Below are 12,899 nucleotides of genomic sequence, written 5' to 3' on the forward strand. Positions count from 1 at the left end.
CCTAGCGCGCCCTCTTCTCGGTTCGCAGCGAGCGTACTAGATCGGGAAGGGCATGCATATCGTCGAATATGGCGTCAGGGTGCAACGCGGTAATCGCTGGGCGCAGACCGCCTGGGGTGGCGTGGCTGCCCCCTACATAGCCAAGCACTCGCATGCCCGCGCGCTGTGCAGCGGTGATTCCTGCTGGACTGTCTTCAATCACCAGGCAATTGGCGGGTGAGACGTGCATCTGGCTGGCTGCGTAAAGGAAAAGGTCCGGCGCGGGCTTACCGTTGTCTACCATCGAGGCTGAATAGATATGCCCGGCAAAGTGGGGCAACAGTCCAGTCAGTTCAAGGCTGAGATGAATGCGTTCGGGCATGGATGATGAAGCGACGCAGCATGGTGTCTTGAGCAGATCAAGGACTTCGGGCAGTCCCGGATTGGCCCGCAGGCTCTGGCGGTAAAGCGCGTAGAGGTTGGTCCGCATGGACTGCAAGGCGGACGGGCCGAGAGGAGCGCCGTGATTATCGTGCAGGCTGGCTGATATGGAACTCAGCGAGCGGCCGAGGAAGTCTCGATAGGCATCCTCGGGCGCGATGGTGATGCCCTGCTCGGCAATGGCGTCTACCAGCACCTGCATGGCCAGCGGTTCGCTGTCGACCAACACCCCATCACAATCGAAAATGATCAGATCAATGGGCCCCTGTGGGCGGTCTGGATGGGGTAGGGCTGACACGCTGGACCTAGAGGGTTCCGGCCAGATAGTGCTCGAGCGTCGCCTTGGTGCCCGATAACCAGAGGGTGTTCAGGGCGTGGGTGAAATCTTTGACGAAGCTCGTGTTGTTTGCCAGCTCGCCATAGATATCGCTCATGGACAGCCAGGCGCTTGGGTCGGCCTTGGCCAGGCCGGCCTGGGTGTTGAGCCGGTCCCAATTGGGATCATTGGCTTCGATCACTGTGCCGGCATCGGTGGTGCCAAAGCAATAGCGGCACCATAGGGCTGATACCAGGGCCAGGCCCTTGGCAGACTGGCCTGCTGTCACGCGATCCAGGGCAGACGGAATGATGAACTTGGGCTGGCGGTTAGAGCCGTCCAGCGCCAGCCGGCGGGTGGTGTCGGCAATCTTGGGATTGGCGAAGCGACGCTGGCAAAGGGCGAAATAGTCGTCGAGATTGGTATCGGGAACAGACGGTACAACGGGGATGATTTCGTCGCGTTCGACCTTGGCCAGGAACGCCCCAACCGTGGGGTCTGCCATGGCATCGTGGACGAACTGGATATCGAGCAGGGCCGCAGGATAGGCGATGGTCGCATGTCCGCCATTGAGGATGCGGATCTTCATCAACTCATAGGGGGCGACGTCCGGGACAAACTGCACGCCGACCTTTTCCAGCGCCGGTCGACCAGCAGGGAAGTTGTCCTCGAGCACCCATTGCTTGAAGCTCTCGCAGAAGACAGGCCAATTGTCCTGGATCCCGAAATTGTCTGCGAGCAATTGCGTCTCGCGCGGGGAGGTGGCGGGCGTGATGCGATCGACCATGCCATTGGGGAAGGCAACGTTGTTGCTGACCCAGTCAGCCAGCCCCAGATCGATAAGCTTTGCCATGCCGATCACCGCGTTCTCGGTGACGTGCCCATTGCCGGGAATGTTATCGCAGCTCATCACGGTGAAGGGCACGGTGCCAGCATCCCTGCGGCGCAGCAGGCCGGCCAGGATCAGGCCAAAAGCGGTGCGCGGCGCGGCCATATTGGCAACATCGAAGGCGATGTCGGGATGGGTGGGATCAAACTTCTGGCTGGCCGGGTCGATGTAATAACCGCCCTCGGTGATGGTCAGCGAAACGATACGGATAGCGGGATCGGCCAGCCGCTCAATGACAGCTTCGCTGTCGCCGGGACGCAAATAATCGATCATGGCACCGGTCACCCGGGCGCTGCTGCTATCGGCTTCCTGCTCGACCACAGTGGTCAGCCAGTCCTGTTCAGCCAGCTTCTGGCGCATGGCCTCGTCAGCAGCGCGAACGCCAGCACCCACCAGAGCCCAATCGTGATCGGCACCGGTGGCAAACAGGTCGTCTAGATAGACGGCCTGATGCGCGCGGTGGAAATTGCCGATACCGAAATGGACGATGCCGGCGGTGAGGTCATCCCGACGGTAGCCCGGCACCGATGCCGTGGCAGAAATGGCGTCCAGGGTCTTGGCCGAGAGCTTGGTGGTCATGTGGGTGTCCTAGAGAGCCAGGCCTGCGGCATCAAAGCGGTAGATGCGCGTAGGGTCAGGCGTGAGATAGACGTCGTCGCCATGGCTGAAGGTCTGGTCGCCATCGGTGCGGATGGTCATCAGGCCCAGACCTTCGACCTGCACATGCAGGAAGGTGTCGGAGCCAAGCTGCTCGGCGACCCCTACCTTGCCCTTCCAGGTGTCAGGCGTTGGCTTGGTGGCCAGCTGGAAGTGCTCGGGGCGCACGCCGATGGAGTGGGCGTTGTACTTGGCGGCCTCGGGTCCATCGACGAAGTTCATCTTTGGCGAGCCGATGAAGCCGGCAACGAAGCGGTTGGCCGGCTTCTTGTAGAGATCGAGCGGGCTGCCAAACTGTTCGACATTGCCGGCGTTGAGCACCACGATGCGGTCGGCCATGGTCATTGCCTCGACCTGATCGTGGGTGACGTAGATCATGGTGGTCTTGAGTTGCTGGTGCAGTTCGGTGATCTCAAGGCGCATGTTGACGCGCAGCGCGGCATCGAGATTGGACAGGGGTTCGTCGAACAGGAACGCCTTGGGTTCACGCACAATGGCGCGGCCGATGGCAACGCGTTGACGCTGACCACCCGAAAGCGCGCGCGGGCGGCGATCGAGATAGGATGACAGGTTCAACGTGCGGGCGGCGTATTCGACCTTCTGGTCGATCAGCTCCTTGCTGGCATTGGCCATTTTAAGCGGGAAGGCGATGTTGTCGCGCACTGTCATGTGCGGATAGAGCGCATAGGACTGGAACACCATGGCCAAACCCCGGCGCGCTGGTGGCGCCTTGGTCATGTCGACGCCATCGAGCAGGATGGAGCCGCTGGAGGTGTCCTCAAGGCCGGCGATCAGGCGCAGCAGGGTGGACTTGCCGCAACCGGATGGGCCGACAAAGACGACGAACTCGCCTTCTTTGATCTCCATCGAAATGTCCGGAATGATCTCGACTTCACCGAAGGACTTGTTGACGTGTTCGAGTGTTATGGAACCCATTTTTCTAGTCCTTACTTTACAGCGCCGAAGGTGAGACCGCGGACGAGTTGTTTCTGGCTGAACCAGCCCATGAGGAGGATTGGCGCGATGGCCAGCAGGGAGGCAGCCGATAGCTTGGCCAGGAACAGACCCTGCGGAGAAGAGAATGAAGAGATGAAGGCTGTCAGTGTGCCTGCGCGGCCCGAGGTCAGCGTGATGGTCCAGAAGGCTTCGTTCCAAGCCAGGATGACGTTGAGCAGCAGTGTCGAGGCAATGCCGGGGACAGCCATGGGCACCAGCACATGGACAATCTCGTTCCAGAGTTCAGCGCCATCCATCCGGGCGGCTTCGAGGATATCGACCGGGATTTCCTTAAAGTAGGTGTAGAGCATCCAGATGATGATCGGCAGGTTGATCAGCGTCATGATGATGGTCAGACCGTGCACGGTGTCGAGCAGGCGAAGATCGCGGAAAATCAGATAGATGGGGATCAGCACGCCGACGGCGGGCATCATCTTGGTGGATAGCATCCACATCAAGACGTCCTTGGTGCGCTTGGTGGGCGCAAAGGCCATGGCCCAGGCTGCAGGGACGCCGATGACCAGGCCCAGCAGGGTTGAGCCGACCGACACCAGGATCGAATTGATGGCGTGCTTGAAGTAGTCCGAGCGATCCTGAACGTCGACGAAGTTTTCCAGCGTGAAATTCTGCGGGAAGAAGGTCGGGGTCGAGGCAATCGCCTCAGCCTCGGTCTTGAAGGCCGTCAGGATGGTCCACAGGATCGGCGCGAACAACAGGAGCGCGACGGTCCATGCGGCGATGGTGAAGCCAATCTTGGTGGGAACAGAAGCGGTGCGTGCCATGATTGAGCTCCCTTACGCGTCGAGGTTCTTGCCAACCGCACGCATCAGGAAGATGGCGACGATATTGGCGATGATGACGGCGACCACGCCACCGGCAGAACCGGCGCCGATGTCGTTGCTCAAGATACCGGTGCGGAACACCAGGAAGGCGATATTGGTCGAGGCGTAGCCTGGCCCGCCGCCTGTGGTGACGCGGATTTCAGCGAAGATGCCGAGCAGGAAGATGGTCTGGATCAGGATCACGATGGTGATCGAGCGGGCCATGTGCGGCATGATGATATAGTAGAAGCGGTTGATGGCGTTGGCGCCATCCATCTCGGCGGCTTCGCGCTGCTCTTCGGAGAGCGACTGCAGGGCCGTGAGCAGGATCAGGGTCGCAAAGGGCAGCCACTGCCAGGCAACGATGACGATGACCGAGAACAGGGGATACTGGTTGAACCAGTCGACCGGCTGCAGACCAAAAAACTCGTAGAGATGGGCCAGCATGCCGTAGCCGGGATGCATGAAGCCATTCTTCCAGATCAAGGCAGCCACTGGCGGCATGACAAAGAAGGGCGAGATCACGATGATGCGCAGAATGCCCTGGCCCCAAAGCGGTTGATCCAACAAGAGGGCCAGAAACGTGCCGCCGATCACCGTGATCAGCAAGACCCCGCCGACCAGGATCAGCGTATTGAGCAGGGACTGCATGAAACTGGGGTCGCCAATGACATAAGCGTAGTTCGCCCAGCCCGCAAAACCGGTCATCATCGGGTTGATCAGGCTGTAGTTCTGGAAAGAGAACCAGATCGTCATGGCAAGTGGAACAGCCATCCAGAGCAAGAGCACGATGACGGCTGGGGCCATCATGATGCGGGAGAGCGTTCGGGTTTGGGCGGTGGCCATTGCTTCCTCCAGTGGCCAGATCCGTCTGGCCGGGTCTTTGAAATCAGACCCCAAGGTGAACTTGCCGGTGATCGGCTCTGCAAGCTCACCATGGCGTCTCATGTCATGGTGATGTCAGCGTCAGTTTCGGGGCAGCCTCGGCAATTGAGGGGCGCCGTCCGCCTGAGGGCGGTTGGTGCAGCCGGGCGCCGAAGCGTCCGACTGCATGGAGGTCGGGAGGGGAACCGACTTACTTGATGTAGCCAGCGCGGGTCATGTCGCGGGTCGCTGCGTCCTGCGCCTGGGCCAAGGCATCATCTGCCGACATCTGACCAGCCAGCGAGGCTGAGAAGATCTGGCCGATATTGGTGGCGATACCCGCAAATTCGGGGATGGCCACAAACTGCACGCCGACATAGGGGACCGGCTTGACGGTCGGGTTGGTCGGATCAGCAGAGTTGATGGAGTCCAGCGTCATCTTGGCGAATGGCGCGGCTGCCTGGTACTCAGCGTTTTCGTACAGCGATGTGCGGGTGCCGGGAGGCACGTTCGCCCAGCCTTCGTTAGCCGCGACAGTGGCGAGATAGTCCTTATTGGTGGCCCAATTGATGAACTTCTCTGCTGCCTCTGGGTTCTGGCTGCTGGTGGGAACGGCCAGCGACCATGCCCAGAGCCAGTTGCCGCGCTTGCCCAGACCATTGTCGGGTGCAAGAGTGAAGCCAACCTGATCGGCGACAGTGGAATCTGCACCGGTCACGAAGGAGGCAGCAACGGTGGCGTCGATCCACATGCCGCACTTGCCCTGCTGGAACAGGGTCAGGTTTTCGTTAAAGCCATTGGAGGATGCGCCGGCGGGGCCCGCGTCATTCATGATCGAGAGATAGGTGTCGAGCGTGGCTTTCCACTCAGGCTGATCAAACTGGGGTGTCCAGTTTTCGTCAAACCAGCGGGCGCCAAAGGAGTTTGACATGGCAGTCAGGAAGGCCATGTTCTCGCCCCAGCCGGCCTTGCCGCGCAGGCAGATGCCGTTGATGTCATTGTCGCGGTCGGTCATGGCACGGGCGGCTTCGCCGATGAATTCCCAGGTGGGGGCATCGGGCATGGTCAGGCCGGCTTTTTCCATCAGGTCCTTGCGATACATCACCATCGAGCTTTCGCCATAGAATGGTGCTGCATAGAGGTGGCCATCGAGCGAGAGACCGCCGCGGATGGCTGGCAGCAGATCATCGACATCGTAATCAGCATCGGCGCTCAGGCCATCAAGTGGCACCAGCCAGCCCTGCTTGGCCCAGATCGGCGCTTCGTAGGTGCCGATGGTCATCACGTCATACTGGCCACCATTGGTGGCGATGTCGGTGGTGACGTTCTGGCGCAGGGTGTTCTCTTCGAGAACAACCCAGTTCAGATCAATACCGGTCTCTTCGGTGAAGGCAGAAGAGAGACCCTGCATGCGGATCATATCGCCATTGTTCACGGTGGCGATGGTGAGGGTTTCAGCGGAGGCTGAGGTCACGAGTGCGACGCTGAGTGCGCCGACGAGAATAGGTGTCAATTTCATTGGTTTTCCTCCCAGTGAGATAGGCGGGCATTTGTCCCGGCTGTGAGCAAATACTCACACATTATGCGGCAGAGTCAAGTGTGCTATGCGTAAATCGCCTAGCAATCGTACGGTAGGGTATAGGTGAAAATGGCCTATTTTATCGCGTTTTCAGCGCGTTAGAGGTGTTTCAGCAGGCCTTCTGCGGTACGTTCATCAGTTATCAAGCCGTTAACCAGTCGCCGGTTGAGTGTGGCGTGAATGCCGGGCAATTTACGCGCGCCCATGGCGATTGCCACCACCAGAGAGCCTTCTCTCGATGGAATCGGTGCCGACGCAACGCGCTCATTGGTGAGCCCTTCGATCAGCTTGCCCTGGGCATCGAAACACCAACCGCAGATTTCGCCGACCGCGCCGGCCTTCTGCAATTCCCTGAGTTCTGCATCAGTAATGAAGCCGTCCACATAGAGTGGGGCGTCGGGGCCGATATCGCCGATGCCGACAAACGTAACGTCGGCTTGGGCGGCCAGAGACAGTGTTTCGCGGATCATGGGCTGCTGGTGCAGTAGTTCGCGCTCGCGCGCGGAGGAGGCGATCACCGGCAAGGGCATGGGAAAGCTGCGGGCCTTGACCGCATCGGCCATGTTGAAAATCACGTTGTAATAGGCGGCCGAACCGTCGGGCGCGATATTGCCGGTCAGTGACACCACCTTGTGATGCGGGCAATCCATGGGCATGAGCTGCTCTACTGCCGCCTTGAGTGTGCGGCCGGTGCCAATGCCCATCACGACGGGGTCGGCGCGCTTGAGCCAGCGTTCGATCTCGGCAGCGGTGGCTTCGGCTAACCCGATGGTGGAGGAGTCGCTATTGGGGTCGGAGGGGACCACTTCGACCAGATCCAGGGCAAAACGCGATTTGAGACGGCTGGCCAGATCCATGCAACGACCAATGGGGTGATCAAGCCGCACCTTGATCAGTCCTTCGCTGACCGAGAGCGAAACCAGACGCTGTGCGGCCTGACGGGAGATGCCCAGCTGGGTGGCGATCTCTTCCTGCGTGTTGCCGGCGACATAGTATAGCCAGCCGGCCCGTGCTGCGTCATCCAGACGATTGCTGGAGGTGTCTACTCTTTGCGCCATTAGTGGTCCTGCATCGTGTGTCCGGATTATTCGGCGATGCGCGGGCTGGCCGCAAGCCTTTATGACGGATCGCTTGGCCGCAGCGCCAATTGGCTGAGTGCAACACGGATATCGCGCTCGGTATCCTTGATGTGCACCCGCATCGCTTCGGCAGCAGTGCGACCATTGCCGGCCTTGATGCAATCAAGGATGCGTTGATGCGCCTCAATGGTTTCATGCAGGGTGTGTCCGCGCTTCTCATGGCCGCGACGGCTGATGAAGAAGCCCTCGCGCAGCGGCTGTGACATTGCCTCGAACAGAAACCCCAGAATGCGGTTGCCACTGGCCAGAGCGACAGCTTCGTGAAAACCGACATCATGGGTGTGAAAGCCTAGTTCCTGAGCGTGCGTCATGGGTTCACCGCGCACGCCGACAGTGTCGCGCATGCCCTGGAGTTCGCTTTCTATTGCAGCAATGGCCGCGCGTGAGGCGCGCTTGGCCGCCAGGGTGGCCGACTGCACTTCGAGCGAAAGGCGGATCTCCACCAGATCGAATAGCCCCTTGGGGTCATAGCGGATCACAGAGGTCAGGAAGTCGCCAAAGGCGGCGCCGTCGGGTTCGCGCACCACGGCCTTGCGGCCGCGCGCCAACTCTAGCAATCCACGCCCCTCAAGCAGCTTGACCGCCTCGCGAATGGTGAGCCGGCTCACCGCGTAGCGGGTGGCCAGTTCAGCTTCGCTGGGCAGGCTGGAGCCTGGGGCCAGTTCTGCCAGAATCATGCGTGCCAGATCGTCGGCAACAGCGCTGGCTGCTGTCGGCTGATCGACACGTGTGTCGCCGTCCGTCGTACTCACTTCCCCTCCAAGGTATCTGATACCTTTGCATCAAACGATGTCGCTTTGCGATCTTTTTCGTCAGATTTTGCCTTAGGCGAGACCAGAATAACCAGTGTCATGGCGAACTGCAATCGCTGTGGTGCGGCGTTATAATTAATATTCGACAATCGAAAAAAATGAAGGCAAGGGTCAAAGCTGCTTTACAAGGCTTGTCTGACTGTCTTAGGTTCTGCGCCGTGGGCTTGGGAGGGCCCTGACGGCAATCGCCGTCGTGCAGGAGGACTCCATGCAGTACAGACAGACCGTGCACCTTCGGGTGTCTGAATGGTCAGCTCTGGCCGCTGTGTCGGGTTCGAACTCGTTCGCGAGCCGGGTGCAAAACTGGCGCGCGCATGGCCTCAAGGCCTCTCCTCTGACGACCATCCAAAGCTTCTGAACTCGAATTATAAAAGGGAGTCGAGACGTGAAGATTTTCAAGACGCTTGCCACCGTACTGGCAGTCGGCGCAATGGCGCTGAGTGCATCTACCGCGGTGTTCGCACAGGACAAGGGTGCCATCGGCATCGCCATGCCAACCCAGTCTTCACTGCGTTGGATTTCGGACGGCAATGAACTCAAGGCCGCTCTCGAAGGCAAGGGCTACTCGGTCGATCTGCAGTATGCAGAAGACGATATCCCGAACCAGCTAGCTCAGATCGAAAACATGATCACCAAGGGCGTCACCGCTCTGGTCATCGCATCGATCGACGGCACCACGCTGAGCGCCGTGCTGCAGCAGGCTGCTGATGCCGGCATCAAGGTTGTCGCGTATGACCGCCTGATCCGCGACAGCGGCAATGTCGACTACTACACCACGTTCGACAACTTCCAGGTTGGCGTTCTGCAGGCCAACTCGATCCTCAAGGGGCTGGGTTATCCCGAGAATGAAGGCCCGTTCAATGTTGAGCTGTTCGGCGGTTCGCCAGACGACAACAACGCGTTCTTCTTCTATGACGGCGCAATGAGCGTGTTCCAGCCGCTGATCGATGACGGCACCCTGGTGGTGAAGTCGGGCCAGATGGGCATGGAAACTGTTGGTACCCTGCGTTGGGACGGTGCTGTTGCACAGGCTCGCATGGACAACGTGCTGTCGGCCAACTACTCGGACGGTTCGCGCGTCGATGCAGTTCTGTCGCCATATGATGGCCTGAGCCGCGGTATCATCTCGTCGCTGCGCGGCGTTGGCTACGGTTCGGACGATCTGGCTTGGCCAATCATCTCGGGTCAGGACGCCGAGGCTCCTTCGGTCAAGGCAATCATTGCCGGCGAGCAGTACTCGACCGTTTACAAGGACACGCGTGAACTGGCCAAGGTCACTGCTGATCTGGTCGACACCATCCTTGAAGGCGGCACCCCAGAAGGCCTCGACACCACCACCTATGACAATGGCGTCAAGGTGATCCCGTCGATCCTGCTGACACCCTATGAAGTTGACGTGAACAACTACCAGGAACTGGTTGTTGACTCCGGCTACCTCAAGGCTGAAGACCTGCAGTAAGCCAAGGTTTACGCCAATTGGGCTCCGCGGCAACGCGGGGCCCTTTCCCGTCACCGGGAGATGGCGCTTGCGAGCGACGCCCGGGTGAACACGAGAAAGCAGTCCATGACCAAAACCATTCTGGAGATGCGCGGCATCACCAAGACCTTCCCCGGCGTCAAGGCGCTGTCGGACGTCAATCTGGACGTCCGCGAAGCCGAGATCCACGCGATCGTTGGCGAGAACGGGGCCGGAAAATCGACCTTGATGAAGGTGCTCAGCGGGGTTTATCCGGTGGGCAGCTATGATGGCAAAATCATCTACAAGGGCGAAGAACAGCACTTCAAGACGATTGCCGACAGCGAAGCCAAGGGCATCGTGATCATCCATCAGGAACTGGCGCTAGTGCCGCTGTTGTCGATTGCCGAGAATATTTTTCTGGGCAATGAGCAGGCCAAAGGCGGCGTGATCGACTGGGATGAGACCCGCGGTGGTGCGCGCAAGCTGTTGGGCATGGTGGGTCTGAGCGAAGATCCCGATACGCTGGTGACCAATATCGGCGTGGGCAAGCAGCAGCTGGTGGAAATCGCCAAGGCGCTGTCCAAAAAGGTCAAGCTGCTGATCCTGGATGAGCCAACGGCCAGCCTGTCGGAGAAGGACAGCGCGGCGTTGCTCGACCTGCTGATGGAATTCCGCAAGCAGGGCATCACCTCGATCCTGATCAGCCACAAGCTCAACGAGATTTCCAAGGTGGCCGACCGCATCACCGTGATCCGCGACGGGCGCGTCATCGAGACCATGAACACCGAAGAGATTTCCGAAAGTCGGATCATCACCTCAATGGTGGGCCGGTCGCTCGATGATCGCTATCCGGCGCGTGTGCCGCAGATCGGTGAGACGGTGTTCGAGGTCAAGAACTGGAACGTGTTTCATCCGCTGCACCGTGATCGTCAGATCATCCGCAATATCGACCTGAACGTTCGCAAGGGCGAAGTGGTGGGCATTGCCGGGCTGATGGGCTCGGGCCGCACCGAATTTGCCATGAGTGTGTTCGGCAAGTCGTATGGCCAGAAGATCAGCGGCGAGGTCTATCTGCACGGCAAAAAGGTGGATGTGTCCACCGTCGAAAAGGCCGTGGCGCAAGGGCTGGCCTATGCCACCGAAGATCGCAAGACCTATGGTCTGAACCTGATCGATCACATCAAGCACAATACGACGCTGGCCAATCTGGGCGGCATCTCCAAGATGGGCGTCATCGACGATATGGCGGAGATGGACGCGGCCAATGAATACCGACGCAAGACCAATATCCGTTCATCGAGCGTGTATCAGGTCACCGGCAATCTGAGCGGCGGCAATCAGCAGAAGGTGGTGCTCAGCAAATGGCTGTTTGCCAATCCGGACGTGCTGATCCTGGACGAGCCGACACGCGGTATCGATGTCGGCGCCAAATACGAAATCTACACCATCATCAATGATCTGGCGGCGCAGGGTAAGGCGGTTCTGGTGATCTCTTCGGAGATGCCCGAACTGCTTGGCATCACTGACCGCCTCTACGTTATGAACGAAGGCCAGATCGTGGGCGAAATGCCGACGGCCGACGCCAATCAAGAACATATTATGCGTGCGATTGTTCGCGCGGAAGGGAAGGCATCATGAGCACCGAAACCGCCCCGTCGGGCGCGACACCGACCGGCGAGCAGCCAAAAATCCAGGTACTTTCCGTCTGGGGCGCGCTGAAATCGAACATGCGCGATTATGGCCTGCTGGCGGCACTGATCCTGATCATGCTGTTCTTCCAGTATTTTACCAATGGCGTGCTGTTCAAGCCGGTCAATCTGACCAATATCATCCTGCAGAACAGCTACATCATCGTGATGGCGCTGGGCATGTTGCTGGTCATCGTGGCCGGCCATATCGATCTGTCGGTGGGTTCGGTATCGGGCTTTGTCGGCGCGCTGGCAGCCATGCTGATGGTGGGCTGGAACTTCCCGCCGGAGCTGGCTTTTCTGGCCAATCCGTTCGTCGCAGGCGCCATCTGTATCGTGGTCGGCGCCTCTATTGGCGCGGCGCAGGGCTACCTGATCGCCTATCACAAGATCCCGGCCTTCATCGTGACGCTAGCCGGCATGCTGATCTTCAAGGGTCTGGCTCTGGCCATTCTGGGCGGCAAGTCGGTTGGTCCGTTCCCGGCTGAATTTCAGCTGCTTTCGGCAGGCTTTATTCCCGATCCAATCGGGTCACTGACGCTGATCGAGAAGGCCGAAGGCGTGCAGCCACTGGTGCTGCATTCGACCACCATGGTGCTGGCGATCGTGGGCATCGTGACCATGATCGTGATGTCCATCCTGGGCCGCAAGCGCCGTATGGCGCGAGGTTACGAGAGCGAGCCATTTGCGCTGTTCGTGGCCAAGAATGTCGTGATTACGGCGCTGGTGCTGTTCTTCAGCTACATGCTGGCGTCCTATCGTGGCTTGCCCAATGTGCTGGTGGTGATGGCGATCCTGATCGCTGTATTCGTGTTCGTGACCAAGCGGATGACCTTTGGTCGCCGTATCTACGCGCTGGGTGGCAATCTCAAGGCGGCGTCGCTGTCGGGCATCAAGACCGAGCGGATGACTTTCTACGTGTTCGCCATCATGGGGGCGCTGGCCGCTCTGGCGGGCATGATCTATGCGGCGCGTCTGAACTCAGCCACTCCCAAAGCTGGTCAGGGCCTTGAGCTCGACGTGATTGCGGCCGTGTTCATCGGCGGTGCCTCGGCGCTGGGCGGTGTGGGCGCGGTGGCTGGAGCGGTGATCGGCGCGTTCATCATGGGCGTGATGAACAACGGCATGTCGATCATGGGCGTGAATATCGATTGGCAGCAGATGATCAAGGGCGTGGTGCTGCTGGCAGCTGTGTTCTTCGATCTCTACAACAAGAAGCGCGCTGGCTAGGGTCCAGCCCGCGTGAAGACAATGGCCGT

Annotated in this window: 11 protein-coding genes; 3 read left to right on the plus strand and 8 right to left on the minus strand. The window is 59.6% G+C overall.

The genetic code is table 11. From position 1 onward, the window contains the following. Position 1 precedes the first annotated feature (1 nt). From AC0L37_RS03270 to AC0L37_RS03305, 8 genes are all read right to left on the minus strand, one after another. Entirely contained in the window at positions 2-622 is a 621-nt protein-coding gene (locus AC0L37_RS03270) for an HAD family hydrolase (protein ID WP_473315318.1), read from the minus strand. 103 nt (positions 623-725) lie between these two features. Continuing rightward, positions 726-2,204, minus strand: a complete 1,479-nt coding sequence (locus AC0L37_RS03275; RefSeq protein WP_282222017.1) for a mannitol dehydrogenase family protein — start codon at positions 2,202-2,204, stop codon at positions 726-728. 9 nt (positions 2,205-2,213) lie between these two features. Then, positions 2,214-3,218, minus strand: a complete 1,005-nt coding sequence (locus AC0L37_RS03280) for an ABC transporter ATP-binding protein (RefSeq protein WP_282222016.1) — start codon at positions 3,216-3,218, stop codon at positions 2,214-2,216. An 11-nt stretch (positions 3,219-3,229) separates the two neighbouring features. Continuing rightward, positions 3,230-4,060 carry a carbohydrate ABC transporter permease gene (locus AC0L37_RS03285; protein ID WP_212657022.1) on the minus strand — a complete coding sequence of 277 codons (831 nt, stop codon included), beginning with the start codon at positions 4,058-4,060 and terminating at the stop codon, positions 3,230-3,232. 12 nt (positions 4,061-4,072) lie between these two features. Then, positions 4,073-4,945 (minus strand): carbohydrate ABC transporter permease, encoded by an 873-nt coding sequence (locus AC0L37_RS03290; protein WP_212657023.1) that lies wholly within the window; start codon positions 4,943-4,945, stop codon positions 4,073-4,075. Positions 4,946-5,174: 229 nt separating this feature from the next. Further along, the gene (locus AC0L37_RS03295; protein WP_282222015.1) at positions 5,175-6,482 is read right to left on the minus strand and encodes an ABC transporter substrate-binding protein; all 1,308 of its coding nucleotides are present in this window, start codon (positions 6,480-6,482) and stop codon (positions 5,175-5,177) included. A gap of 158 nt (positions 6,483-6,640) precedes the next feature. Further along, positions 6,641-7,600 carry a sugar-binding transcriptional regulator gene (locus AC0L37_RS03300; protein WP_212657025.1) on the minus strand — a complete coding sequence of 320 codons (960 nt, stop codon included), beginning with the start codon at positions 7,598-7,600 and terminating at the stop codon, positions 6,641-6,643. Positions 7,601-7,659: 59 nt separating this feature from the next. Beyond that, on the minus strand, positions 7,660-8,433 hold the full coding sequence (locus tag AC0L37_RS03305) for a FadR/GntR family transcriptional regulator (RefSeq protein WP_282222014.1): 774 nt from the start codon (positions 8,431-8,433) through the stop codon (positions 7,660-7,662). Positions 8,434-8,878: 445 nt separating this feature from the next. On the opposite strand from AC0L37_RS03305, the gene chvE reads away from it, so the two are divergent. From chvE to mmsB, 3 genes are all read left to right on the plus strand, one after another. Next, positions 8,879-9,952, plus strand: a complete 1,074-nt coding sequence (gene chvE, locus AC0L37_RS03310) for a multiple monosaccharide ABC transporter substrate-binding protein (protein WP_269371073.1) — start codon at positions 8,879-8,881, stop codon at positions 9,950-9,952. Positions 9,953-10,057: 105 nt separating this feature from the next. Next, on the plus strand, positions 10,058-11,590 hold the full coding sequence (gene mmsA, locus AC0L37_RS03315) for a multiple monosaccharide ABC transporter ATP-binding protein (RefSeq protein ID WP_282222013.1): 1,533 nt from the start codon (positions 10,058-10,060) through the stop codon (positions 11,588-11,590). Beyond that, positions 11,587-12,870: a multiple monosaccharide ABC transporter permease gene (gene mmsB / locus AC0L37_RS03320; RefSeq protein WP_212657028.1), complete on the plus strand. Its 1,284-nt coding sequence runs from the start codon at positions 11,587-11,589 to the stop codon at positions 12,868-12,870. Before mmsA ends, mmsB begins: the two co-directional genes overlap by 4 nt. Positions 12,871-12,899 lie beyond the last annotated feature (29 nt).

This window comes from Devosia sp. J2-20, from assembly GCF_055808475.1.